Annotated in this window: 25 protein-coding genes; 11 read left to right on the top strand and 14 right to left on the bottom strand. The window is 72.5% G+C overall.

Annotated features, from left to right (window positions below):
* Nucleotides 1–18 precede the first annotated feature (18 nt).
* From ACFO6V_RS00820 to ACFO6V_RS00810, 3 genes are read right to left on the bottom strand one after another with little or no spacing between them, the layout of a single operon-like run.
* Nucleotides 19–438 (bottom strand): VOC family protein, encoded by a 420-nt coding sequence (locus ACFO6V_RS00820; RefSeq protein WP_377131173.1) that lies wholly within the window; start codon nt 436–438, stop codon nt 19–21.
* A gap of 20 nt (nt 439–458) precedes the next feature.
* Nucleotides 459–956 (bottom strand): helix-turn-helix transcriptional regulator, encoded by a 498-nt coding sequence (locus ACFO6V_RS00815; protein WP_377131171.1) that lies wholly within the window; start codon nt 954–956, stop codon nt 459–461.
* A gap of 60 nt (nt 957–1,016) precedes the next feature.
* Nucleotides 1,017–1,400: a hypothetical protein gene (locus tag ACFO6V_RS00810; RefSeq protein ID WP_377131169.1), complete on the bottom strand. Its 384-nt coding sequence runs from the start codon at nt 1,398–1,400 to the stop codon at nt 1,017–1,019.
* A 253-nt stretch (nt 1,401–1,653) separates the two neighbouring features.
* On the opposite strand from ACFO6V_RS00810, the gene ACFO6V_RS00805 reads away from it, so the two are divergent.
* Complete coding sequence (locus ACFO6V_RS00805) at nt 1,654–2,334, top strand: AAA family ATPase (RefSeq protein WP_377131167.1); 681 nt, start codon at nt 1,654–1,656, stop codon at nt 2,332–2,334.
* Nucleotides 2,335–2,350: 16 nt separating this feature from the next.
* On the opposite strand, the gene ACFO6V_RS00800 is transcribed toward ACFO6V_RS00805, so the two are convergent.
* Together ACFO6V_RS00800 and ACFO6V_RS00795 are read right to left on the bottom strand one after the other, a co-directional pair.
* Nucleotides 2,351–2,920 carry a carboxymuconolactone decarboxylase family protein gene (locus ACFO6V_RS00800; protein WP_377131165.1) on the bottom strand — a complete coding sequence of 190 codons (570 nt, stop codon included), beginning with the start codon at nt 2,918–2,920 and terminating at the stop codon, nt 2,351–2,353.
* Between the two features lie 92 nt (nt 2,921–3,012).
* Nucleotides 3,013–4,035 (bottom strand): LLM class flavin-dependent oxidoreductase, encoded by a 1,023-nt coding sequence (locus ACFO6V_RS00795; protein ID WP_377131163.1) that lies wholly within the window; start codon nt 4,033–4,035, stop codon nt 3,013–3,015.
* A 111-nt stretch (nt 4,036–4,146) separates the two neighbouring features.
* On the opposite strand from ACFO6V_RS00795, the gene ACFO6V_RS00790 reads away from it, so the two are divergent.
* Complete coding sequence (locus ACFO6V_RS00790) at nt 4,147–4,326, top strand: hypothetical protein (protein ID WP_377131161.1); 180 nt, start codon at nt 4,147–4,149, stop codon at nt 4,324–4,326.
* Between the two features lie 78 nt (nt 4,327–4,404).
* Here the strand turns inward: ACFO6V_RS00790 and ACFO6V_RS00785 are convergent, their stop codons facing one another.
* Nucleotides 4,405–5,781, bottom strand: a complete 1,377-nt coding sequence (locus tag ACFO6V_RS00785) for an NAD-dependent malic enzyme (RefSeq protein WP_377131159.1) — start codon at nt 5,779–5,781, stop codon at nt 4,405–4,407.
* 135 nt (nt 5,782–5,916) lie between these two features.
* Between ACFO6V_RS00785 and ACFO6V_RS00780 the strand changes: the two genes are divergently transcribed.
* Nucleotides 5,917–6,468, top strand: a complete 552-nt coding sequence (locus ACFO6V_RS00780; RefSeq protein WP_377131157.1) for a GNAT family N-acetyltransferase — start codon at nt 5,917–5,919, stop codon at nt 6,466–6,468.
* Here ACFO6V_RS00780 and ACFO6V_RS00775 read toward each other — a convergent pair.
* The 4 genes from ACFO6V_RS00775 to ACFO6V_RS00760 form a co-directional block, all read right to left on the bottom strand.
* Complete coding sequence (locus ACFO6V_RS00775; RefSeq protein WP_377131155.1) at nt 6,392–7,201, bottom strand: tyrosine-protein phosphatase; 810 nt, start codon at nt 7,199–7,201, stop codon at nt 6,392–6,394. The genes ACFO6V_RS00780 and ACFO6V_RS00775 overlap by 77 nt on opposite strands.
* 94 nt (nt 7,202–7,295) lie before the next feature.
* Complete coding sequence (locus tag ACFO6V_RS00770; protein WP_377131153.1) at nt 7,296–8,402, bottom strand: MerR family transcriptional regulator; 1,107 nt, start codon at nt 8,400–8,402, stop codon at nt 7,296–7,298.
* Between the two features lie 94 nt (nt 8,403–8,496).
* Nucleotides 8,497–9,453 carry a ribonuclease Z gene (locus ACFO6V_RS00765; protein WP_377131151.1) on the bottom strand — a complete coding sequence of 319 codons (957 nt, stop codon included), beginning with the start codon at nt 9,451–9,453 and terminating at the stop codon, nt 8,497–8,499.
* Between the two features lie 80 nt (nt 9,454–9,533).
* Nucleotides 9,534–9,872, bottom strand: a complete 339-nt coding sequence (locus ACFO6V_RS00760; RefSeq protein ID WP_377131149.1) for a hypothetical protein — start codon at nt 9,870–9,872, stop codon at nt 9,534–9,536.
* Nucleotides 9,873–10,077: 205 nt separating this feature from the next.
* On the opposite strand from ACFO6V_RS00760, the gene ACFO6V_RS00755 reads away from it, so the two are divergent.
* Entirely contained in the window at nt 10,078–11,442 is a 1,365-nt protein-coding gene (locus ACFO6V_RS00755) for a 3'-5' exonuclease (protein WP_377131147.1), read from the top strand.
* A gap of 16 nt (nt 11,443–11,458) precedes the next feature.
* On the opposite strand, the gene galE is transcribed toward ACFO6V_RS00755, so the two are convergent.
* On the bottom strand, nt 11,459–12,481 hold the full coding sequence (gene galE, locus ACFO6V_RS00750; RefSeq protein WP_377131145.1) for a UDP-glucose 4-epimerase GalE: 1,023 nt from the start codon (nt 12,479–12,481) through the stop codon (nt 11,459–11,461).
* Between the two features lie 63 nt (nt 12,482–12,544).
* Between galE and ACFO6V_RS00745 the strand changes: the two genes are divergently transcribed.
* Entirely contained in the window at nt 12,545–13,249 is a 705-nt protein-coding gene (locus tag ACFO6V_RS00745) for a LysE family translocator (protein ID WP_377131143.1), read from the top strand.
* On the opposite strand, the gene ACFO6V_RS00740 is transcribed toward ACFO6V_RS00745, so the two are convergent.
* Nucleotides 13,161–14,102: a winged helix-turn-helix transcriptional regulator gene (locus tag ACFO6V_RS00740; protein WP_377131141.1), complete on the bottom strand. Its 942-nt coding sequence runs from the start codon at nt 14,100–14,102 to the stop codon at nt 13,161–13,163. The two genes, ACFO6V_RS00745 and ACFO6V_RS00740, sit on opposite strands and share 89 nt — an antisense overlap.
* A 117-nt stretch (nt 14,103–14,219) precedes the next feature.
* Here ACFO6V_RS00740 and ACFO6V_RS00735 point away from each other — a divergent pair, with 117 nt between their 5' ends.
* From ACFO6V_RS00735 to ACFO6V_RS00720, 4 genes are all read left to right on the top strand, one after another.
* Nucleotides 14,220–15,464: an MFS transporter gene (locus ACFO6V_RS00735; protein ID WP_377131139.1), complete on the top strand. Its 1,245-nt coding sequence runs from the start codon at nt 14,220–14,222 to the stop codon at nt 15,462–15,464.
* A 116-nt stretch (nt 15,465–15,580) separates the two neighbouring features.
* The gene (locus ACFO6V_RS00730; RefSeq protein ID WP_377131137.1) at nt 15,581–17,041 is read left to right on the top strand and encodes a tyrosine-type recombinase/integrase; all 1,461 of its coding nucleotides are present in this window, start codon (nt 15,581–15,583) and stop codon (nt 17,039–17,041) included.
* A gap of 151 nt (nt 17,042–17,192) precedes the next feature.
* Nucleotides 17,193–17,609, top strand: coding sequence for a YciI family protein (locus tag ACFO6V_RS00725; protein ID WP_377131135.1), 417 nt, complete (start codon nt 17,193–17,195; stop codon nt 17,607–17,609).
* 14 nt (nt 17,610–17,623) lie between these two features.
* A complete protein-coding gene (locus tag ACFO6V_RS00720) occupies nt 17,624–18,829 on the top strand; it encodes an RNA polymerase sigma factor (protein ID WP_377131133.1) in 1,206 nt (401 codons plus the stop codon).
* A 52-nt stretch (nt 18,830–18,881) separates the two neighbouring features.
* Here ACFO6V_RS00720 and ACFO6V_RS00715 read toward each other — a convergent pair whose 3' ends face one another.
* On the bottom strand, nt 18,882–19,649 hold the full coding sequence (locus ACFO6V_RS00715; protein WP_377131131.1) for a TioE family transcriptional regulator: 768 nt from the start codon (nt 19,647–19,649) through the stop codon (nt 18,882–18,884).
* A 64-nt stretch (nt 19,650–19,713) separates the two neighbouring features.
* Between ACFO6V_RS00715 and ACFO6V_RS00710 the strand changes: the two genes are divergently transcribed.
* Complete coding sequence (locus tag ACFO6V_RS00710) at nt 19,714–20,943, top strand: erythromycin esterase family protein (protein ID WP_377131129.1); 1,230 nt, start codon at nt 19,714–19,716, stop codon at nt 20,941–20,943.
* A gap of 43 nt (nt 20,944–20,986) precedes the next feature.
* Here ACFO6V_RS00710 and ACFO6V_RS00705 read toward each other — a convergent pair whose 3' ends face one another.
* Nucleotides 20,987–21,112 (bottom strand): helix-turn-helix domain-containing protein, encoded by a 126-nt coding sequence (locus ACFO6V_RS00705; protein WP_377131127.1) that lies wholly within the window; start codon nt 21,110–21,112, stop codon nt 20,987–20,989.
* Between the two features lie 481 nt (nt 21,113–21,593).
* Here ACFO6V_RS00705 and ACFO6V_RS00700 point away from each other — a divergent pair, with 481 nt between their 5' ends.
* A complete protein-coding gene (locus tag ACFO6V_RS00700) occupies nt 21,594–22,547 on the top strand; it encodes a DNA-binding protein (RefSeq protein WP_377131125.1) in 954 nt (317 codons plus the stop codon).
* Nucleotides 22,548–22,602 lie beyond the last annotated feature (55 nt).

The following is a 22,602-nucleotide window of genomic DNA, read 5'->3' as shown; positions in this document are numbered from 1 at the left end:
CGCGGCCTCGGACCAGGGTCAGAGCTGCTTGATGCGGACCGTGTTGCCCGCCGGGTCGCGGAAGGCGCAGTCCCGGAAGCCGTAGGGCTGGTCGATGGGCTCCTGCATGACCTCGGCGCCGCTGGCCGCCACCCGTTCGAAGGTGCTGTCGAGGTCGCTGGCGCCCAGGATGACGGCGGCGTAGGTGCCCTTGGCCATCATCTCGGCCACGGTGCGGCGTTCGGTGTCGGTGACGCCGGGGTCGGCGGCGGGCGGGGTCAGGACGATGGACGGGCCGGACCCGCCGCCGGGACCTACGGTGATCCACCGCATGGTGCCCTGGCCGACGTCCAGGAGGACCTCGAAGCCGAGCGCGTCACGGTAGAAGGCGAGCGAGGCCTCCGGGTCGGTGTGCGGGAGGAACGTCTGGTGGATGCTGATGCCGGTGTCTGTGCTCATGACAGTCACGCTAGATCCGGTCAGGGGGTGCGCGCTTCTCGATTCCTGACCGGGTTCCGGACCGGCCTGGTGACCTGCTTGGCGATGCACGCCGGCAGCCCGGCCGTGTCGATCGACTCGGCCGCCAGCAGCGGGTCGTTGCGGTAGACGCTCGGCGGTACGCCGACGAGCTCGGTGAAGCGGGTGCTGAAGGTCCCCAGCGAGGAGCAGCCGACGGCGAAGCAGACCTCGGTGACGCTGAGGTCCCCGCGGCGCAGCAGCATCATGGCGCGCTCGATACGGCGTGTCATGAGGTAGCTGTACGGGGACTCGCCGTAGGCGGCCTTGAACTGCCGCGAGAGGTGTCCGGCCGACATGTGGACCCCTGCCGCGAGCGCCTCGACGTCCAGGGGCTGGGTGTACTCGCGGTCCATGCGGTCGCGCACCCGGCGCAGCAGGGTGAGGTCGCGCAGGCGCTGGGCCTCGCGCTGGGCATCGGTGGCGTTGCCGGCGGGTGTGTCGGAGGTGTTGCTGGTCACGGTGCGATGGTGCCACGGCACGGCGGCTCGCGGTGGCGGGCGGGCTCGGTCCTCCCCTGGTCAGTCCTCGCTGATGAAGTCGTCGGTGAGGATCAGCTCGGAGCCGTCGTGCCCGTGCACCACCAGGTGGTCGGGCTCGAAGGTCACCTCTATCTCCTCGGCGGTGTGGTGCTCGAGGTCGGTGAACGGGCTGGCGACGTAGCTGACGCGCGGGCCGAGCTCCGGGTCCTTGCGCGCGACCCACAGGACGCCGCCGGGCGACCCGTCGTCGCGCAGCTGGACGCACAGCGGCCCTGCCGCCTGCTCTGCCGCATGGTCCGGGTCCGGGTCGCACACCTCGTGCACGAGGCGGGGCCGGAGGTGGTCGGCCACCACCGACCAGGTACCGACGCCGACCAAGGCGATCGCCGCACCGGACAGGGCACCCAGGAGGAAGCGTTTCACGCGGCCGACCCTAGCGGCTCGGAAGGATCGCCGGGACCTGCGATATGCGCTCCCACCAGCCAGGATTCGTCGCCGGAACCGGGAACAAACGTGCCGGTTTCATCCGTTCTAGTCGGTGGAATGAGCATCTGTAGGACGACCTGACTCGCTCCGGTCCGCGTGCCGGGTCCAGCACCTTCACAGGGTGTTCCCGGTGTTTCCGGATCGGCTCGCGCGATGCTGCTCACCCGGCCCCCTACGAGTGGAGGACCATGTGACGACACCCGCTGTACTGCCCCGCCTGCGCCCCGTACCCGGCCCTGGCGAGACCCCGGGCCCGCTGATGATCGTCGTGGGAGGCGTGCCGGGAGCCGGCAAGAGCACCCTGCTGGCGAGGGTCGCCGACGACGCGCCCCGCACCGTCGTGCTCGACCCCGACCGCTACCGGCGCGCGATCGCCAGGCGGCTGCCGTCCTTCGTCCCGTACGTCACCTACCGGTGGGCGGTGCACACGCTGCACGCCGTGGAGACGGTGGCCCGCCTCGCGCGCGGCCCCCGCTCCGCCGCCCCGCTCCTGGTGCACGACACCGCCACCCGCGCCCGGCGCCGCGAGACCCTCGGCACCCTGGCGCGGCTGCGCGGCTGGGACCCCGTCCTGGTGGCGGTGGACGTCTCCCTGGCCGAGGCGCTCGACGGCCAGCTCGATCGCGGCCGGGTGGTGCAGCCCGAGGAATTCGTGCGGCACTGGGAACGGTGGACGGCGCAGCGCTCGGCGCTCGCGGCCTCGGACGGCGGTCCGCGCGGCCCGTGGTCCGGCGTGTACCTGATGGCGCGCTGCGACGCGTACCGGCGGGTTCGTGAGATGGCCAGGCAGCGCTCGCTGGTCCTGGCGGCCGCGCGGCCCGAGGCGGTGCGCGGGCACGCCCTGGACGCGGACCGACCATGCGCGGCCTAGCAGCTCTCGACGCTCGCTAGAGCCCTGCGACGAGAGCGTCCCGGAGGGACTCGGGCAGGTCGGGTGGCACGTCCGGGTCGACGGCGAGGGCGTGCAGCGCGCGGCTGTAGTAGTTGCGCGCAGCCGCCGCGAGCACGACGTCGACGATCTGCCTGTCGGTGAGCCCGAGCTCGCGCAGTCGCAGGCTGTCTGCCTCGGTCATCGCCGACGAGTTACCGCTGAGCCGCTCGGCGACCTCCATCGCCGCCACCTCCAGCTCCGTGAGGCCGGCGGTGCGGTAGTCCCGGGCGATCCGCTCGAGCTGCGTGTCGTCGAACACGGTGCGGGACTTGCGCCCGTGCGCGAGCCGGCAGGCCTGCGACCCGATCGCGCCGGCCGCGGCGAGGGTCACCAGCTCGTACAGCCGCAGGCCCAGGCTCGGCACGAGAGCGCCCACCAGCGCCTCGAACGCGTGCTGCGCCTCGGGGTTGGTGGCCATCGCGCGGGTGTGGCTCGGCACGTACCCGAGGGACTCCTGGTCGCCCGCGTACAACTCGGCCCACGCTCCTGTCGCTTCCGCCGGCTCGGGCGTCCTGATGATCGTCATGCTCGCAGCGTCCCACCGCCGTCGTCGGGCCGACAGGAGATCACCGGGTGACATCGCGGGTCCGACCCGAGCCGGGTCGGACCCCGGGCACGTCACCGCCAGCCGAGCGCGGGCGCCACGTGCTTGATGATGCTCTCGATGACGTGGGCGTTGTAGTCGACGCCGAGCTGGTTGGGCACGGTCAGCAGCAGGGTGTCCGCGGCCTGGACCGCCTCGTCCTCGCGCAGGTCCTCGACGAGCTGGTCGGGCTCGCCCGCGTACGTCTTGCCGAACCGCGCGGGGCCGGTGTCGAGGTGGCCGACCTGGTCCTCGCTGTAGACCTCCATGCCGAAGTACTGCCGGTCGCGCTGGTCGGTGATCGGGAAGATGCTGCGGCTGACCGACACGCGCGGCTCGAAGTCGTGCCCCGCCTGCGCCCACGCGGCGCGGAACAGCTGGATCTGCTCGGCCTGGAGCCGGTGGAACGGCACTCCGGTGTCCTCGGTGAGCAGCGTGGAGGACATCAGGTTCATGCCCCGTGCCGCCGTCCACTCCGCGGTGGCGCGGGAGCCGGCGCCCCACCAGATGCGCCGGCGCAGCCCCTCGGAGTGCGGCTCGACCCGCAGCAGGCCCGGCGGGTTGGGGAACATGGGGCGCGGGCTCGGCTCGGCGAACCCCTCGCCGTCGAGCACCTCCAGGAAGCGGGCGGTGTGCTCACGCGCCAGGTCGGCGCCGCCGGCGTCCTTCGGCGCGGGCTCGTACCCGAAGTGCCGGTAGCCCTCGACGACCTGCTCGGGTGACCCGCGGCTGATGCCGAGCTGGAGCCGCCCGCCGGAGATCAGGTCCGCCGCACCGGCGTCCTCCGCCATGTACAGCGGGTTCTCGTAGCGCATGTCGATGACGCCCGTGCCGATCTCGATGCGGCTGGTGCGCGCACCGATCGCCGCGAGCAGCGGGAACGGTGAGGCGAGCTGGCGCGCGAAGTGGTGCACGCGGAAGTAGGCGCCGTCGGCGCCCAGCTCCTCGGCCGCCACGGCGAGGTCGATCGACTGCAGCAGCGCGTCCGACGCCGAGCGTGTGCCCGACTGCGGATGCGGCGTCCAGTGACCGAAGGACAGGAACCCGATGTTCTTCACGCTGACCTCAACCTCCCCGGAGGACCCGGTCCGTCCCGGGACCGCGGACCGTTCCCGAACCGTTATCGATACCCGGGCATCGTTTACCCGTCCCCGAACGTCTCTATCAGTGTGAGCAACAGTGTGAACAACAACTATCAGTACCGCATCGACGACCGTCGCACCCAGCCGGACCCCGTCCGCTGGTGGATTCCCCTCGTCGCCTCCACGGGCGCCCTGCTCGTGCTCGTTCTCGGCACCGCCGCGATGGTCAGCGGCCTCGTGAACGCCACCATCAGCAACATCGGCTGAGCTGCCCGCTCGCCAGGCACGACCTCGGCAGGCATGACTTCGGCCCGGACGTCAACGACGTCCGGGCCGAAGTCGTGTTCACGCCTGCTTGCGCACGGCGTCGGCGACAGCCTCGGCCACCCGGTGGTCGAAGACGCCCGGGACGATGTACGCGCTGTTCAGCTCGTCAGGCCCGACGACCTCGGCGATCGCGACCGCGGACACCCGCAGGAGCTCCGTGGTGATGTCCTTGGCGCCCGTGTCCAGCAGGCCACGGAACAGCCCGGGGAACGCGAGCACGTTGTTGATCTGGTTGGGATAGTCGCTGCGCCCGGTCGCCACCACCGCCGCGGTCTGCGACGCCTCCAGCGGGTCGACCTCCGGCGTCGGGTTCGCCAGGGCGAACACCACGGCGCGTTCGGCCATCTGCGCGATGTCCGCCCCCGACAGGATCCCGGCCGCCGAGACGCCGATGAACACGTCGGCGCCCTTCAGCCCCTCCTGCAGGGTGCCGGCGAACCCGTCGACGTTCGTGTTGTCCACGATCCAGCGCCGGTGCGGGTCCTGGGTCACGACGCCGGGGTGCAGGGCGCCGTCCCGCCCGAACGCCACGATGTGCCGCGCACCCTGCGCCTTGAGCAGCCGGATGATCGCGTTGCCCGCCGCGCCGACGCCGGACACGACGATCCGCACGTCCTCCAGCTTCTTGTCGACCACCTTGAGCGCGTTGATCATCGCCGCGAGCACCACGATCGCCGTACCGTGCTGGTCGTCGTGGAAGACGGGGATGTCGAGCTCCTCGCGCAGCCGCGCCTCGATCTCGAAGCAGCGCGGCGCCGCGATGTCCTCCAGGTTCACGCCCCCGTACACCGGCGCGATCGCCTTGACGATCCGCACGATCTCGTCGGTGTCGGTCGTGTCCAGGCACACCGGCCAGGCGTCCACCCCGCCGAACTCCTTGAACAGGGCCGCCTTGCCCTCCATGACCGGCAGCGCGGCGGCCGGGCCGATGTCGCCGAGGCCCAGCACCGCCGTGCCGTCCGTGACCACCGCGACCGTGTTGCGCTTGATCGTCAGCCGGCGGGCGTCCTCCGGGTTCTCCGCGATCGCGAGGCACACCCGCGCCACACCCGGCGTGTACGCCCGCGACAGGTCCCGGCGCGTCTTGAGCGGCACCTTGTTCGTGACCTCGATCTTGCCGCCCAGGTGCATCAGGAACGTCGAGTCGCTCGACTTGAGCACCTCGGCACCCTCGATGGCGTTCACGGCCGCCACGACCCGCTCGCCGTGCTCCGCGTCGATCGTGTCGCACGTGACGTCCACGACCAGGCCGTGCGACGTCGAGTGCGCGATGTCCACGCCCATGACCGCGGCCCCGGCGTCAGCTACCGCCGCTACCACCGAGCTCGTGGCACGCTGCGACGCCGCCACCTCCACGCGCAGGGTGATCGTGTAGCTCGGGCTGGGCAACGACATCGTGGTTCTCCTCGGTGATCCGGACTACCGGGCGCGGCACTGCGCACGAGGAGATTCCTACCGCCACAAGGTGACGTGCGCCACACGGGCCCGCCATGCGGACGATCCGGGCCTCGGCCGACGGAAGATGGGGCCGTGAAGATCGCCATCGACTCCCCCGCACGCGACGACGTCCGCCGGCTCCTCGACGAGCACCTCACCGACATGTTCGCCGCCTCCCCCGCCGAGAGCGTGCACGCCCTCGACCACTCGGCGCTGCTCGCCCCGACCATCACCTTCTGGACCGCACGCGACGACGGCACCCTGCTCGGTTGCGGCGCCCTCAGCCGGCTCGACGCCACCGGCGACCCGGACCACACCGGACCCGGCAGTACCGGACCGCACGGCGAGATCAAGTCCATGCGCACCGCCGCGCACGCCCGGGGCCGCGGCGTCGCCTCGGCGCTGCTCGGCGAGGTACTGGCCGAGGCGCACCGGCGCGGTTACACCCGGATCAGCCTGGAGACCGGACCACAGGACTACTTCGCCGCCGCACGCCGGCTGTACGCCCGGCACGGCTTCGCCGAGTGCGGCCCGTTCGGGAGCTACACCCTCGACCCGTACAGCGTGTTCATGACCCTCGAGCTGCGCGCAACACAGACCCAGACCACGGCTCCGCAGTCCGCAGGCGGCCCCGCAGGGCAGTGATCCGCCCCTCGTCCAGCCCGGCATACCGCAGGTACGCGACCGGATCCAGCTCCGCCAGCCAGCTCAGCAGCGCCGCGCGGCGCTCGCGGACGCGTACCTCGAGCTGCTGCGCGGTCCAGGTCTCCCCCGGGTGCTGGACCCAGGCGCCCTGCTCCTCGTCGTAGGTGACGCCGCCGCGATGGGTGGTACCGCGGAACGCCTGCACGTAGTCCTCGGCGATCGCCTCGTGCTCGACGCCCGCCAGGGACAGCAGCATCGCGGTGATCATCCCGGTCCGGTCGCGGCCCGCCGCGCAGTGCACCAGCGCCGGGCCCGCCGCGTCGGCGAGCGCCCGGAACACGCCGCCGATCAGGTGCGGGTACATCGCGATGTTGGGTGCGTAGGAGCGCGGATGGTCGAGCCACGGCCCGCAGGTCTCCAGGAAGTGGGGGTCGCCGGGGTCCTCGGTGGGGGTGCTGCGGGTGACGAGCTCGCTCGGCCGCGCGGAGCCGGGCATGCGGTCGCGGGCCTGCTTGATCTCGGCGGGGTTGCGCAGGTCGACGACGGTGGTCAGGCCCGCCTCGAGCGCTTCGGCCCAGCCCGTGGGGGTGATCGGTTCGGGTGCGCCGGAGCGCCAGACGCGCCCGGGCGCGGTGGTGCCGCCGTCCTCCAGCGGGAGGCCGCCCAGGTCGTGGAGGTTGACGGCGCCGTCCCAGGCCCTGGGGTTCGACCTGGGGTTCACCGGAATGCTCATGGGCGGCATCGTGGTTCGGGTCCAGGGGCAGGTCAACGGGGAGAACTGCCCCTGGACGCGGGTCGCAGGCAAGAGTGGCCGGCAAGGGTGACCGTCAGGCGGCCAGGTCCACCACGATCAGCGCGTAGTTGTCGGGCGCACCGGCCTGCTCGACGGCGTCGGCGATCGCCTGCCCGACGTCGTCCGGGTCGCCCTGCGCCACCATGAGGGCCGCGAGGTGGCCGGGTTCGAGGACGGCGTGGACGCCGTCTCCGGTGAGGATCAGGCGGTCGCCCGGGCGGACGGCGGTCGTGGCGAGGTCCGGGCCCGCGCTGATGCCGGTGTTGGCGTCGGCGTGGCCCCTCGTCCCGGCCGGGACGATCGCACGGTTGAGGAGGCTGCGGTCCTCGTGCGAGCGGGCCTCGTCCTCGGTGAGCCGGCCCTCCTCGATCAGTGCGGCGACCACCGTGTGGTCCCGGGTGAGCTGTCCGGCCCGGTCGTCGCGCACGAGCCAGAGGCGGGAGTCGCCGATGTGGGCACTGAGGACGGTGGAACCCACGAGCAGCGCGGCGGTGAGGGTGGTGCCGAAGTGGTCCGGGTCGGTCAGCGCCGAGGCCTCGGCGGTGAGCGTGCGCTCAGCTTCGGCGACGGCGGCGAGGAGGGCCGCGGACGGGTCTCCGTCGGTCTCGTCCCAGGGCGTGTCCAGGGCGGTGAACGCGCTGACGGCCAGGCCCGCCGGGACCGCGCTCCCGTGGGGTCCGAAGCCGTCGGCGACGATGAACAGGGACTGCCCGGCGTGGAGCGCGTCCTGCTGGGCAGGGCGGGTCCCCTGCCCGAGCCGTGCGGCGCTGCGGGCGGTGAGCGTCGGCCCTGTGGTGGCCATGGTGGTCTCCTTCGTGCGCAGGTCGTCGACGAGGGCGGCGACGACGGAGCGCCGTGAGGCCGTGTCGGCCTCGGCCTGCCTCCAGAAGGCGGTGATCTCCGCCGCGGCAGCTCCGGGCGGCAGGGCTGCGACTGCCCGGATCCGCGCGAGCGGCATCCCGATCAGGCGCAGCCGCGCGACCAGGCGGGCCTGGTCGAGCTGCTCGGGTGCGTACCAGCGGTACCCGTTGAACGGGTCCACCCTGGTGGGGGCGAGCAGGCCGAGGTCGTCGTACAGCCGCAACGCCTTCGGCGTCAGGCCCGACATCCTGGCGAACTCGCCGATGCTCAGCTGCTCCACTCTCACCATCCTCGTCCTCGGCGGGGTCGCCGGTGCCCAGGAGGCTGGCGCTTCCCCCAGGGTGAAGGTCAAGGGGACGCCGCGGCGGTCGCTGTCACCGTCTCCGGGGCACCGGGACGCGGTCCAGGTCCGCCGCGACGGTGAGCTCGCCGTCGAACACCGTGCGCGCCTCCTTCTCGAACTCCTCCGGGTCGGTGTACCGCTGCGAGAAGTGGGTGAGCACCAGGCTGCGTACGCCGCCCTGCGCCGCGACGATCGCCGCCTGCAGGGCCGTCAGGTGCCCGTGGTCGCGTGCGAGGTCCCGGTCGCGGTCCAGGAACGTCGACTCGATGACGAGGAGGTCGACGCCGTCGGCGAGGCGCCACACCGCGTCGCACATCCGGGTGTCCATCACGAACGCGAACGACTGCCCCGGTCGCGGGTCGCTGACGTCCTCGACCCGGACGGTCCCGTGCGGGGTGTGCAGCGCGCCCTCCTGGGCCAGCCGCCCGACGTCGGGCCCGCTGATCCCCGCGGCGGCGAGCCGGTCGGGGTCCATCCGGCGGCCGTCCGGCTCGTCGAGCCGGTACCCGTAGGCCTCCAGGGAGTGGTCGAGGCGGGCCGCCCGCAGGACCGCGGGGCCGTGCACCTCCCCCGGCACGCGCGGCACGACGCCGTCGTGGGACAGGCCCTGCAGCGCGAGGCGCTCCTGATGGAAGTACGCGGTGGAGTCGCACAGCGCCTCGATCCAGCGCCTGCCGGACTGCGGGAACGTGACGGGCACGGTGTGCGGCACAGCGTCGAGGCTGATGCGCTGCACGACCCCGGCCAGGCCGAGGCTGTGGTCGCCGTGCAGGTGGGTGATCGCTATCCGGGTCAGGGCCGTCGCGGAGATGCCCGCGTGCAGCATCTGGCGCTGGGTGCCCTCACCGGGATCGAACAGGATCACCTCGTCGTCCCAGAACAGCGCGTAGCCGTTGTGGTTGCGGGTCCTGGTGGGCACCTGGCTCGCCGTGCCGAGAGCGACGAGCTCGCGGCTGGCGAGCCGGTGGTTAGCGGGGCGCTGGAACACGTTCGCATTGTGTCCCGAAGACACCGGAACCGGCACGAGAAAACTGCATGACGGAGGTGTTGGCACGCATTTTCAAAAGATCACCCGCATCCGGGAAGCAGATTCACCGGGTCACAGCCATACTTCGCCTGAGCCAGTACGAGGACGGCCCAGCCGAAACCGAGCAGCATGGCTCCGCCAACAAGGATGTTGAGGACCGGATAGTTCCCGTCCTGCAGGACGGGAGCCAGCGCCAGGGCGGCTCCGGCAAGGAGGCAACCGAGTGTCACGATGGTGATTGGGCTGGTCAGAGCGTCGGAACCGGTTGGCGCGGACCAGCCGAACCGACCCCCGAAGAGCGTCAGAGCGACGTACGGAAGAGCGAAACCGAGCGCGGCGATCGCGCGCCAGTCCATGATCGAGAGCTTCGACAACACCATGACCTCCCCTTTTGACCCACCCCAGACGGTGGCCAAACACCCACCACAAGTGTTAATAATCAGGGGGCGGTCCGCTATCTTTGGTAGTGATTTTCACAAAATCCGACATATTCGTACGATCTCCACTTTCAGGACTCCCGCGCTGATGACACCCTGTGGCGCGTCGTAGCGCCACTGGCGGCACGGCTGTCGAGAAAGGACGCGCATGGCGAGGGACGAACGCGTAGGCAAGCCCGCGTACGCAGCGGTGTCGACCCGGATCACCGGCATCCGGGTGGCTCGGGCGCGCCTGCGGGAGATCGCCGTCGTGCGGGTCGACGAGCGGGGCGCGGTCGTCGACGAGTGGTCGGCGGTCCTGCATCCGGACGGGGCGTGGATCGCGCTCGCCGACGTCGCCGCCACCCTGCGCGAACGCCTTTCGCAGATGGCGATCATCACCCACAACGGCCGGCTCGGCATCGAGGTGCTGCGGGCCGAGCTGTCGCACCTGGGGTGGCAGCTGCCCGCGTTCGCGCAGCTGACGACCGTCGACGCGAGCTATCACTACCTGCCGGGCCTGGTGCACCGGCGGCTGTCGGACTGCTGCACCGCCGCAGGGGTCCCGTTCGAGGGCGGCGGCGTCCCGCCGCACACGAGCCCCGTGAACGAGGCCCGCGCCACCGCGGGGCTGCTGAGCAGGTTCCTGCAGAGCGGGAACGGGACGTCCGACCTGCCGGAGCTGCTGCAGGTCACGCTACGGGCCTGGGTGTACCCCTGGCCCGCGGGGCCCAGCCGGGATGCCGAGCCGCCTCGCCCGTGGCCGGGCCGCCGGGGCCCCGGCATCCTCACGACCCTCGGGGGACAGCCGCTCGCCGACGCGATCTCCGCCGTCGCCGACGTGCACACCCACGGTTACCTGGCGCTCGTCGCCGAGCTGCTCCAGGACGGACGCCTCACGCCGGAGACGTCCGCCGGGCTCGCCGACGCGGAGCCGCTCTACCGGCTCACGCCCGAGGCCGCCGCCGACATCCGCAGGAAGTTCTTCGACGCGCTGGTGCGCCAGGCGATCGCCGCCGACCGGTACCACCTGGAGGCCCGGCAGGAGCTGTGGCGGGTCGCGGACACGATCGGCTGCCCCCGGGACGCGGTGATCGAGCCGATCGTCGAGGCCACCCCCGTCGAGTTCCCCAAGCTGGACGACGACACCGGGGCCAAGAAGCCGACCAACGGACGCAGCGTGGCGACGCCGGCCCAGATGCGGGCCTGGGCCATCGCCAACGGGTTCGACGTCGAGGGCTACATCCGGCTGCCCTGGTCGATAGTGCGGGCCTTCGAGGAGGCACACGCCGAGCCGGTGGACCGGACCGCGCGCCCGACGGCGTCGCACGACGTGCCGACGAACGAGCGCCCCACGCTCGACCAGTCCGTGCTCGACCGGGTGGCCCGCGAGCGGCCGATCCTACGCTCGGGCCCGCTGCCGAACCCGCATCCGGCTCCCCGGCCGGGCCGGGAGCATGACCTCGACGGCGAGCTGCCCCAGCTCGAGTTCGACCGGCTGGAGACCCCGCCCATCGGCAACCCGGTCGTCTGACGCCGGGCCTGCCCGGTCAGGCGTCCGGGAACCCCTTCGGGTTCTTGGACTGCCAGCGCCAGGTGTCCGCGCACATGTCGTCGATCGTCCTGGTCGCGCGCCAGCCGAGCTCGGTGTTCGCGCGGGTCGGGTCGGCCCAGAACGCGGGCAGGTCACCGGCCCGGCGCGGGCCGATCTCGTAGGGCAGCTCCCGCCCGACGGCCCGCTCGAACGCCTTGAGCAGCTCCAGGACCGACGTCCCCGTACCGGTGCCGAGGTTGAACGCGCGCGCCGGCTCCGTCATGTCGTCCAGGTGCTCGAGCGCCGCCACGTGCCCGGCTGCCAGGTCGGTGACGTGCAGGTAGTCGCGCTCGGCCGTGCCGTCGGCCGTCGGGTAGTCGTTCCCGAACACCGTCAGCTTGTCCCGGCGCCCCACGGCGACCTGCGCGATGAACGGCATCAGGTTGTTCGGGATGCCCTGCGGGTCCTCGCCGATGTCGCCGCTCTCGTGCGCGCCGACCGGGTTGAAGTACCGCAGGAGCGCCACCTTCCAGCCCTCGGAGATCTGCGCGATGTCCGACAGGACCCGCTCGATCATCACCTTGGTCTGCCCGTACGGGGACGAGGACGACAGGTACTCGTAGTCCTCCCGGTACGGCACCGGGGCCTTCTCGCCGTACACCGTGGCCGACGACGAGAACACCAGCTTCCGCACGCCGTACTTCGTCATGGCCGTGGCCAGGGCGAACGTGGAGTCCAGGTTGTTGCGGTAGTACTCGAGCGGCTTGGCCACCGACTCCCCCACCGCCTTGTACCCGGCGAAGTGGATGACGGCGTCGATGTGCTCGTGCGCGAAGAGCGCCTCCGTCTTGTCGATGTCGGTCAGGTTGAACGCGTGGACCGGGATCGCACGGCCCGCGAGCGCCTCCAGGCGGCCCTGCACGGTGGGCTTGGAGTTGGAGAAGTCGTCGACCACCACGACGTCATGACCGGCGGCTACCAGGGCGAGGACGGTGTGCGAGCCGATGTAGCCGGCTCCACCCGAGACGAGAACGCGCATGTTCCCAAACTACCGGGTGAGCGGACCTTCCCGGTCCGGGCCGGCACCGGTAGCCTTCGGCCCGTGACGGTGCTCGAGGCGATGGTCCTGTTCGCGCTGGTCGCGATCCCGCTGACGATCATGCCCGGCCTGGACAGCGCGCTCGTGCTGCGCACGGCCGTCGTGAGCGGCCGCAGGCATGCTTACGCGACGGCGCTCGGCATCAACGCGGGCGTCCTGGTCTGGGGAGTGGCCGCCGCGGTGGGTGCGACGGCGGTGCTCGCCGCCTCCGCGACCGCGTACCGCGCGCTCACGCTGGCCGGCGCCGGCTACCTCCTGTGGCTCGGCGGGCAGATGCTGTGGTCCAGCTTCCGCCCTGGCCGCTACGACGCGCTGCCCGCTGTCGCCCTGCGGCGTGAGGCGCCGGGCGGCGCGGACATCCCTGGTGACGACCTGGGCGCGCCGAGGTCCGCCTGGCGCTCGTTCGCGGTGGGCGCCACGACGAACCTGCTCAATCCGAAGGTAGGTGTCTTCTACCTCGCGACCATCCCCCAGTTCCTGCCCGACGACGTGCCGCACCTGCTCATGGGTCTGCTGCTCGCGGTGGAGCACGACGTCCTCGGGTTCGTGTGGCTGGCCCTGCTGATCAACGCTGCCGCCCTGGCGAAGCGCTGGTTGTCCGGGCGCGCGATCGCGCGGGTCACCGACCGGGTGACGGGGCTGGTGCTGCTCGCGTTCGGCGGCCGGCTCGGGTGGAACGCCCTGACCGGCCAGGCTCGTGTGATCTGACGGCGGCGAGCATCTCCTCCACGGATCCGGCGGGATCCGTCACGGGTGCCTGGACGTCGCGCACCGTGCCGTCGGGTGCGATCAGCAGCGTGGTCCGTTTGAGCCGGTCCGCGCCGCCGGCCCGGAACACCGGCAGGCGCAGGGCGGACGCGGCGAGGCCGTCCTGGTCAGAGGCCAGCAGGTAGGGCAGCTGAGCGTGCGCGGCGAAGGCGGCGAGCTGGTCCGGGCGCTGGGTGGACACCCCGAGCACCCGCGCTCCGGCGTCGGCGAGCGCCGCGCTGTGCCTGGCGTAGGTGCGGCACTCGAGCGTGCAGCCGCGGGTGCCGGGGATGTCGCCCCAGCCGTCGGGGTAGCCGTTCGTCTCGGGGGCGTAGGCGCCGGGGAAGAAGAACAGGACGGTCCACCGGTCGGCGTCGGCGAGGGTGACCGTGCTGCCGTCGTGGGCTGTCAGGGCGACGTCCGGCACGCGTGTGTCCAGGAGGCCGTGCACGCGGCCGGACTCGGCGTCGCTCACGGCACCTGAGACGGCGCCGTCGCCCATCACGAAGCGTGTCCCCCACTCCTGGAGCGCGACGAGGACCGGGAGAAGGCCCTCGCCGCGCCGGGTGAGCCGGTAGTCGAACCGGGGCGGGTGCTCGGAGTACTGCAGCCGCTCCAGGACCCCGTCCTCGACCAGGCGGCCCAGCCGCTCGGTCAGGGCACGCCTGCTGAGGCCGAGCTCGTGCGTGAACGCCTCGAAGCGTGAGACGCCGGCGGCCGCTTCACGCACGATCAGCAGGCTCTGCCAGTCGCCCACGACGCCGAGCGACTGCGCGATGCCGCAGTCGGCGTCAGCCAGGTCTTCCTTGCGCATGCGGTCATCCTCTCGTACGCCGGTGCTCCGCCGCGTTGCTCTCGTGCCCCGTCGTCTGTCACCCTACCGTTGGTCAGTTCCATTTTGGAACTTACTATCCTCGAGTGGAGGCACACGATGACGACGACGGCCCCGACCGCTACCCGCAGCTTCTGGACCTACTGGGCGGCCACGACCACCAGCAGCATGGGCTCAGCGGTCACCACGATCGCGCTGCCCCTGACCGCGGTGCTCGTGCTCGACGCGGGACCGTTCGAGACCGGTCTCCTGGCCGCGGCGTCCTACCTGGCCTGGATAGTCATCGGGCTGCCCGCCGGCGCCATCGTGCAGCGCTGGCCGCTCCGCGCCACCCAGGTCATCACCGACCTCGTACGGGCCGCTGCGATCCTGTCCGTCCCGCTGACGTGGTGGGCCGGACACCTGACCCTGGCGCAGCTGTTCCTGGTCGCGCTGACGCTGAACTTCGCCGAGGTGCTCTTCTTCAGCGCCAACACGACCTTCATCACCTCGGTGGTGCCCCGCGACCAGCTCACCGGCCGCAACTCCCTGATGTCCGGGACCCACGCCGTGACCGAGCTCGGTGGCCCCTCTCTCGGTGGGCTGGTGGTCCAGCTCGCGGGCGCCGTGCCCGCGCTGCTGCTCGACGCGGTGTCCTACGTCGTCTCCGCCGTCCTGCTGCGCACCCTGCCCGAACGACGCCAGCCGGGCGCGCAGGACCCCACCCCCGTGCACCGCAGGATCGCCGAGGGCTGGCGGTTCGTGACCACCCACCCCGTCATGGCGCCGTGCACCTGGTGGGCGTGCGTCGTCAACACCGTCTGCGGCGCACAGCACGCCCTGTTCGCCATCTACCTGGTCCGGGAGCTGCACGCACCGGCGGCCGTCGTCGGGCTGCTGCTGGCGACCGGCGGGCTCGGCGCGCTGCTCGCCGCCGGCGCCACACCCTGGCTCGTGCGGCGGTTCGGATCGGCCCGCGTCGTGCTGCTCGTGGGACTCTTCGGGTTCGCGGGGGCGCTGCTCCTCCCCTCGGGCACCGGCCAGTGGGGCTGGGCCTGGTTCGCCGTCGGCAACATCGTCTTCGCCGCCAGCGTCGTCCCCGGGAGCGTGGTCACCCGGACCTACCGGCAGGTCGCGAGCCCGCCCGAGCTCCTGTCCCGCGTCATGGGCACCGTACGGTTCGTGTCCTGGGGCTGCATCCCCCTGGGCGGCCTGCTGGCCGGCGCGATCGCCGAGGCCGCCGGGACCCGCGCCGTGCTCCTGGGCTCCGCCTTCGTGCTCCTCGCCGCCCCCGCGATCCTCGCCGCCAGCCCGGTCCGGCGGCTGCGGAACCTGGAGGACCACACGGCAGCGCGGCAGCCGTGACCGACCGCCGTAAGCAGCAGCGCGCCGCCTCGCCAAGGAATCGACCGCATGGCTCGCCGACGTCCCACCCCGCGTCGCTCCCTGACCTGCGCCGTCACGCCCGATACCCTCACCACGTGGCCTACACCGAGCAGCGCACCGACTCCGAGGGCCGCACGGGCCACGTCGGCCGGTACCGCGTCGACGGGCGCCTGCGCAGCACCCGCCGCTTCACCGCCAAGCGCGAGGCGCTCGCGGAGGCGAGGCGCCAGGAGGAGGCGGGCAAGCACGCCGAATGGGTGGACCCCGCGGCCGGCCGGGTCACCGTCGCCGAGTGGTTCGCGACCTGGCAGGAGTTCCGCGTCGACCGCGCGCCCCGGACCATCGAGGCCGAGCGCGAGCGCTTCCGGTCCCTGGTGGCGCCCACGTTCGGTGACCGGCCGCTGCGGCAGGTCACGCACGAGGACGTCGCCCGCTGGGCCGCGACGATGACCTCGCCCACCACCGGCGAGACCGCTTCGCCGGCCCGGCGGCGGGATGCGGCCCGCCTGCTCGTGGCGCTGCTCGACGCCGCCGTCGACGCGCGGCGCCTGCGCACCAACCCCGCGCGGACGCCGTCGGGCAAGGTGCCCGCCCTGCCGCGCGCGCCGAAGACCAAGCCCCACCGCTACCTCTCGCACGAGCAGCTGCGCCGCGTGGCGGACGCCACCAGGACGCCGCAGGCCCGCACCCTCGTGCTGCTGACGGCGCTGACCGGCCTGCGGTGGGGCGAGGTCAGCGCGCTCACGGTGGCCGACGTCGACCCTCTGCGCCGTCGCGTGCGTGTCAGCAAGGCGTACACCCGCCTCGACGACGGCACCCTGCTGCTCGGCGACACCAAGACCCACGCCCGGCGCGAGGTCCCGCTGCCCGCGATCCTCGTGGCCGACGTCGCGGCACAGGCCGCGGGCCGGACGCCCGCCGACCTGCTGTTCACCGGGACCCGGGGCGGTCCCCTGCGCCGGGAGAGCTTCGACCGGTCGGCGTTCCGGCCCGCCGTCCTCGCGGCCGGCCGTGCGGTCCGCACGCTGCGCGAGGCCCTCGGCCTACGCGCCTCCGGCCTGTACGACGACGGTGTGGTCGCCGCGGTCCGCCGGCTCCAGTCCGACGCCGGGCTGGAGCCCACCGGCGTCTGCGACCCGGCGACCTGGTCCCTGGTGGCCGACGTCGACCGGACGCGCCGGGACGGGACGCGCGGCGAGAAGGTGAGCCGGACCAGGCTGCTTACCGCACTGTCGGGCACGACGCTGGGGCCGGGCGCCGAGGACTTCGACACCCTCACCCTGCACGACCTGCGCCACACCGCAGCGTCCCTCGCCATCTCGGGCGGAGCCACGGTCAAGGCGGTGCAGCGCATGCTCGGGCACGAGTCGCCGGTCCTGACGCTGTCCACCTACGCGGGCCTGTTCGAGGACGACCTCGACGCGCTGGGCGACACGATGAGCGCGGCGTTCCAGGCGACCTCGTTCGAGCCCACCGGCGCGGGCGCGTCCACAGCCTCGGACGCGCCCGCGAACGTCACCGCGATCGGCTCCGCACGGGCCTGGGCGGCGGGCTGACCCGGCGGGGAAGAAACTCGCCGCACATTTTCTCGCGAATCCGGGATCCTGATGTCGAGAACGTGCGACCGGCTCCGTCCCAGGGGCGAGGGCGCGCACCGCGTCCACGACCGATGGGCCCGGCGACAGGCCCTCCACCAGGGAGAACACCATGGCGAAGTATCTGATCCTCAAGCACTACCGGCACAACGGCCCCGCACCTGTCCCCGGCACCGAGGTCATGATGGACCAGTGGACGCCCGAGGAGATCACGGCGCACATCGACTACATGAGCCGGTTCGCCGAGAAGCTGACGGAGCGCGGTGAGTTCGTCAGCGAGGGCGCGCTCCTGCCGGAGGGCACGTTCGTCCGGTACGACGGCGAAGGCAGGCCCCCGGTGACCGACGGGCCGTTCGCGGAGACCAAGGACCTGATCGCCGGCTTCATGATCATCGACGTCGAGTCCCAGGAGCGGGCCTACGAGGCGGCCGCCGAGCTCTCCGCGGCACCCGGCCAGGGCGGGCGCCCGCTCCACGAGTGGCTCGAGGTGCGACCGTTCTTCGCCGAGCTGCAGGCAACTGCGGAGTAGGTCAGGACCGCGGAATGCACGAGGACCAGGTGGACGACGGCCACGTGAGCGACGACCAGGTGAACGAGCTGATGCGGACGCTGGCGCCGCAGGTCCTGGGCGTCCTCGTCCGTCGCGGAGCGGACTTCGCGACGGCCGAGGACGCCGTGCAGGAGGCACTCATCGAGGCGGTGCGCCACTGGCCCGAAGACCTCCCGGACGAGCCGAAGGCCTGGCTCCTGCGCGTCGCCGGCCGCAAGCTGATCGACGCACAGCGGGCCGAGGCGGCCCGACGGCGCCGGGAGGAACGCGTGCACGACGAGCCCGCGCCCGGCCCCACCGAGCAGTCGGACGACACGCTGCTCCTGCTGAGCAGGTGCTGCCATCCGGCGCTCAGCCCGGCGTCGGCCATCGCGCTGACGCTGCGCGCCGTCGGCGGGCTCACCACCGCGCAGATCGCCCGTGCCTTCCTCGTGCCGGAGGCCACCATGGCGCAGCGCATCTCCCGCGCCAAGCGCACGATCGCCGGTGAGCGGTTCGACACCCCGGGCGACGTCCAGGCAGTGCTGCACGTCCTCTACCTGATCTTCAACGAGGGCTTCACCGGCGAGATCTCGCTCGCCGACGAGGCGATCCGGCTGACGCGCCAGCTCGTCGCGGCCGCCTCCAGGAACGCCGTGGACATCGCGGACCCCGAGGTCTCCGGCCTGCTCGCCCTGATGCTCCTGCACCACGCCAGGCGGGCCGCCCGGTACAACGCCTCGGGCGAGCTCATCCCCCTGGACCAGCAGGACCGGTCGCTGTGGGACACGGCGATGATCGCCGAGGGCGTCGACGTCCTGCAGGCGGCGCTGGCCAACGACCGGCTCGGGCAGTACCAGGCGCAGGCCGCCATCGCGGCCCTGCACGACGACGCGCCCACCGCCGAGGAGACCGACTGGACGCAGATCCTCGAGTGGTACGACGAGCTGACCCGGCTCGCGGACAGCCCGGTCGTCGCCCTGAACCGGGCGGTCGCCGTCGGTCAGGTCGACGGTCCGCGTGCGGAACTGGCCGTCCTGGCCGACGTCGACCCGAAGCTCGCGCGATGGGACGCGGTAGCGGCCCACCTGTACGAGCGCGCGGACGATGCCGCCCAGGCGATCCGGCACTACACGATCGCCGCCGACCGGGCGACGAGCCTGTTCGAGCGGACCCACCTCATGAAGCAGGCGGCACGGCTGCGCACCCAGGAGCGGTGAACGTGCTCAGGGTTCGCGGACGCGCTCGGCGTCAGTGGGCCGGGCCGACGTCCTACCGCCTGCGATCGAGATGGTCCAGGTACGCGTCCAGGGCCGCGGCGCCGGCCAGCAGCGCTCGTCCGCGGTCGGACAGCCTGCCGTGCCAGTCCTCCAGCGCCGCCTCCAGCGGTTCGAGGCCGCCGGCCGACCGGACCTGGGCGATCAGCGGGGCTATCTGCTCCAGGAGGTAGCCGCCGCGGCGCAGCTGGTGGGTCAGCCTGGCGTCCCGCACGGCGGCCTCGTCGTAGACGCGGTAGCCGGTCTGCGGGTCCCGGCGCGGCCGCACCAGGCCGGCGCGCTCCCAGGTGCGCAGCGTCGCGGGCCGGAGGCGGAGCTGCGCGGCCAGGGGGCCGATGAACGTGTCGCGTGGTCCGGTGCGGGGTGCGGGCGTGGTGCCGGTCCCTGTGTCGGCCTCCGGGCGGGTCTTTGTGCCGGCGGGATCCAGATCGCGCAGGGCGCCCTCGACCGCCTGGAGCGTCCGGCGGTCGTCGAGAAGCTGGACGTGGCTCTCATCGATGAGTCGGAGCGCGCCGGCGACATCGCCGTCGTTCACCGCTCGCATGATCGCCGACGCCGTCCGGTGGCCGTGCCCGGGCAGCAGGGCGAGGAAGGCGCGCAGCGCACGCGCGTGCAGTGGGGTGTAGGCGCGGTATCCGGTCGGCGTGCGGACGGTGGCCGGGAGGATCCCCGCATCCTCGTAGTTCCTGATCGCCTGGGTGGACAGGCCGTGCTCACGGGCCAGGTCGATCGGCCTGAGCTGAGTATCGGTTTGAGGGTTCATACCCATCTGTACGCCCATATCAGGAAGAAGTTTCAACCGGAACTTCAACGATACCTTTGAGGGAATGACGACAGATCTCAAGGAGACCATCCGTCCCGTCCACTCCGCAGCCGTCATGGCGCTGCTCCCGGCGCGCCCGCGCATCCTCGCGCTGGGCGAACCCACCCACGGCGAGGGCAGCCTGCACGCCGTGCGCAACGAGCTCTTCCGTCAGCTCGTCGAGCAGGAGGGCTATCGCACCTTCGCTCTGGAGAGCGACTGCCTGATGGGCCTGCTCGTGGACGCCTACATCAGTGGTGCCGAGGGCACGGCTGGTGCCTCCGCCGAGGACGACCTCGACGACGTGATGGCACGCGGCTTCAGCCACGAGTGGGGTGCGTTCCCGGGCAACCGCGAGCTGGTGCGCTGGATGCGGTCCTTCAACGCGGGCCGGCCGGCGTCCGACCGGATCCGGTTCGCCGGTGTCGACGGCCCGCTGGAGATCACGGCCGCCGCGAGCCCTCGGCAGGCCCTGACCGCGCTGCACGGATTCCTGGCGGAGCGGCTGGGCACGGGCCTGCTCCCCTGCTCCGGCGACTCCCTCGACAGCCTGATCGGCCCCGACGACCGGTGGACCGAACCCGCCGCCATGATGGACCCGTCCCGTTCCGCGGGGCAGTCGGCGGAAGCGAGGGAGCTGCGGCTCATCGCTGACGACCTCGTGGCGCTGCTCGGCGCGCACGCGCCCGGGCTGATCGCCGCGTCCACCCCTGCCGAGTGGGAGCGGGCCCGCCTGTACGGGCGTACCGCGACGGGCCTGCTGCGCTACCACTTCTGGATGGCGGACACCTCTCCGGGTCGCATGACGTGGCTGCTCGGTGTGCGGGACGCGATGATCGCCGCCAACCTGCTGGCTCTCGCCGAGCGGGGGACGGTGCTGGTGAGCGCCCACAACAGCCACCTGCAGCGCACCCCGAGCACGATGCGCATGTGGGACCACCCGAGGCTGGAGTGGTGGGGCGCCGGGGCGCTGGTCGACGTCGAGCTGGGCGCGGGATACGCCTTCCTGGCCACGGCCGTCGGCACCATCCGGCACCGGGGCGTGGACGTTCCGGTGCCGGACAGCGTGGAGGGCCTGCTGTACGCGCTGCCCGGGGAGCACCACCTGGTCGACGCCGGTCGGCTGGCCGCCTCGCTCGGGGAGCACCTGCCGGACGCCCGTGTGTCCCCCTGGTTCGGGTACGCCCCGCTCGACCCGGCGCAGCTCGCGGCCGCTGACGGGATCGTGTTCGTCAAGGACGCCGAGGAGCGCTGAGCGCCGGGGGCGCTCGGGCTCGTCGGGGGGCCTCTGCGGGGCCTTAGCGGAGCAGAGCCGACAGCTCCCAGGCGTGGGCCAGCTCACCGGTCGTGTGCGGGCCGCGGACCAGGGTCCGCAGCAGCCGTAGCCGCACCGGATGCGCCAGCGCCTCGAGCCGTAGCGTCACGGTTGCCCCGCCTCGCGCCCTCGCGCGGTTCCAGATCTCCACGGGCTTCGGCCTCGCCGTCTCCCCCGCCGTCATCACGGCGCTCGCTCCCCTCGGCCCGGTCGCCCTCTGGGGCAGCCTCGCTGCCGCGTCGCTCCTGGCTGCCTCCGCGGTCGCCACTGAGAGGGACCGCGGGAAGGAGCACAGGAGCGTTCACGGTTCAAGGTGCGGTGCGCGGGTCGCCGCCGGGGGCCAGTAGCGACGGAGCGCTCGTCCAGCGGTGCGGAGCCGCCGTCATCGATGCTCACTATGTGCTCTTCGCGGCACTTCCGGAGCGCTCAAAACTGCCGAAAAGCGTTGATATCTAGCCGATCACCAGTTCTGTACGCACCCGCTTCAGGAAAGCGGGTGCGTACAGTGTGGGACCGGGAGTCGTAGTAGTATCACAGGACTACTCGTACTACTACGAGCACGGAGCGTGCGCGCAAAACTGTGGGCCGGAATGACTGATGGATCGGGGAACAACGTGCGGGACAAGGAACGCGTCTTCCAGGCTGCCGAGGCGCTGACAGCGGAGGGTGCTGCTGTCACGGTGACGAACGTGCGCGAGCGCGCCGGCTGCTCCAATGCGGCGGCCACGAAGTATCTGCGGGAGTGGCGAGACGGCAAGGCTGCGGAGGACGAAGCGCGGCAGGCCCTCCCCGAGCTGCCGGTGGCGGTCACCGCGCTGGTGGAGCGCGGCCTCGATGCGCTGTGGGGCGCCGCGATCGAGGTGGCGCGGTCCGAGCACGAGGCCACGGCCGCCGCGCAGGACGAGGCGCTGACCGCCGTCGTCGGTGAGGCGGACGCTCTGGCCGCGCGCGTGGACGAGGCGGACGCGGAGCTCGCGCAGTTCCGTGCGGTCCTGGAGTCGGCGCGCGAGCAGGCGCGCTCCGCCGAGGAGGATCGTGCCGCGGTGGAGAAGGAGCGGGCAGATGCCGTGGCGGCGTCGGCCCGGCTGGAGGGCGACCTGGCCGCCGTGCGACAGGCGCTCGACGCCGCACGGGACGAGCTCGCCCGGGAGCGGGCCGCTACGGCCGCTGCCGAACGCGCGCGGTCCGACGCCGAGGCGGCCCGTGCGCAGGCGGAGGGTGCCGCCGTCGGGCTGCGGGAGTCGCTGGCCGATGTGCGCGGGGCGCTCGAGGCAGCCCGGACCGACGCCGCCCAGGCGCACCGGGACCAGGCGGCGGCCGAGACGGCCCGCGCCGGCGCAGAGGCGTCGGTCGCCCGGCTGGAGGGCGAGCTGTCCGCATCGCGTGACGCTCTGGCGTCGGCACGGGAACTGGCGGCGGAGGCGGAGCAGGCCCGCATGGCGGCGATCGCGGCGCGGGCTCAGGCGGAGGGTACGGCGGCCGGGCTGCGGGAGGCGCTGGAGGCGGCGACGGCGTCCGCGGCTGTCCCGTCCTGTTCCGGCTGAGAGGTCGGGCGGCTGATCGGTGCGTAGCGAGGCCGGCCCCCGGACGTCGTGCGTT

The sequence above is a fragment of the Promicromonospora alba genome (assembly GCF_042654905.1).
In the GTDB taxonomy this organism is placed as follows: Bacteria; Actinomycetota; Actinomycetes; order Actinomycetales; family Cellulomonadaceae; genus Promicromonospora; species Promicromonospora alba.
The sequence above is the reverse complement of the archived record's forward strand: the minus strand, read 5'-3'. Positions and strand labels throughout refer to the sequence as shown.

Excerpts from the sequence above, each read along its gene's own strand:
- ACFO6V_RS00820 (WP_377131173.1), bottom strand. The coding sequence starts at position 438 with ATGAGCACAGACACCGGCATCAGCATCCACCAGACGTTCCTCCCGCAC.
- ACFO6V_RS00800 (WP_377131165.1), bottom strand. The coding sequence starts at position 2,920 with ATGACGATCATCAGGACGCCCGAGCCGGCGGAAGCGACAGGAGCGTGG.
- ACFO6V_RS00785 (WP_377131159.1), bottom strand. The coding sequence starts at position 5,781 with ATGTCGTTGCCCAGCCCGAGCTACACGATCACCCTGCGCGTGGAGGTG.
- ACFO6V_RS00775 (WP_377131155.1), bottom strand. The coding sequence starts at position 7,201 with ATGAGCATTCCGGTGAACCCCAGGTCGAACCCCAGGGCCTGGGACGGC.
- ACFO6V_RS00760 (WP_377131149.1), bottom strand. The coding sequence starts at position 9,872 with ATGGTGTTGTCGAAGCTCTCGATCATGGACTGGCGCGCGATCGCCGCG.
- ACFO6V_RS00755 (WP_377131147.1), top strand. The coding sequence starts at position 10,078 with ATGGCGAGGGACGAACGCGTAGGCAAGCCCGCGTACGCAGCGGTGTCG.
- galE (WP_377131145.1), bottom strand. The coding sequence starts at position 12,481 with ATGCGCGTTCTCGTCTCGGGTGGAGCCGGCTACATCGGCTCGCACACC.
- ACFO6V_RS00740 (WP_377131141.1), bottom strand. The coding sequence starts at position 14,102 with ATGCGCAAGGAAGACCTGGCTGACGCCGACTGCGGCATCGCGCAGTCG.
- ACFO6V_RS00735 (WP_377131139.1), top strand. The coding sequence starts at position 14,220 with ATGACGACGACGGCCCCGACCGCTACCCGCAGCTTCTGGACCTACTGG.
- ACFO6V_RS00725 (WP_377131135.1), top strand. The coding sequence starts at position 17,193 with ATGGCGAAGTATCTGATCCTCAAGCACTACCGGCACAACGGCCCCGCA.
- ACFO6V_RS00720 (WP_377131133.1), top strand. The coding sequence starts at position 17,624 with ATGCACGAGGACCAGGTGGACGACGGCCACGTGAGCGACGACCAGGTG.
- ACFO6V_RS00715 (WP_377131131.1), bottom strand. The coding sequence starts at position 19,649 with ATGAACCCTCAAACCGATACTCAGCTCAGGCCGATCGACCTGGCCCGT.
- ACFO6V_RS00710 (WP_377131129.1), top strand. The coding sequence starts at position 19,714 with ATGACGACAGATCTCAAGGAGACCATCCGTCCCGTCCACTCCGCAGCC.
- ACFO6V_RS00700 (WP_377131125.1), top strand. The coding sequence starts at position 21,594 with ATGACTGATGGATCGGGGAACAACGTGCGGGACAAGGAACGCGTCTTC.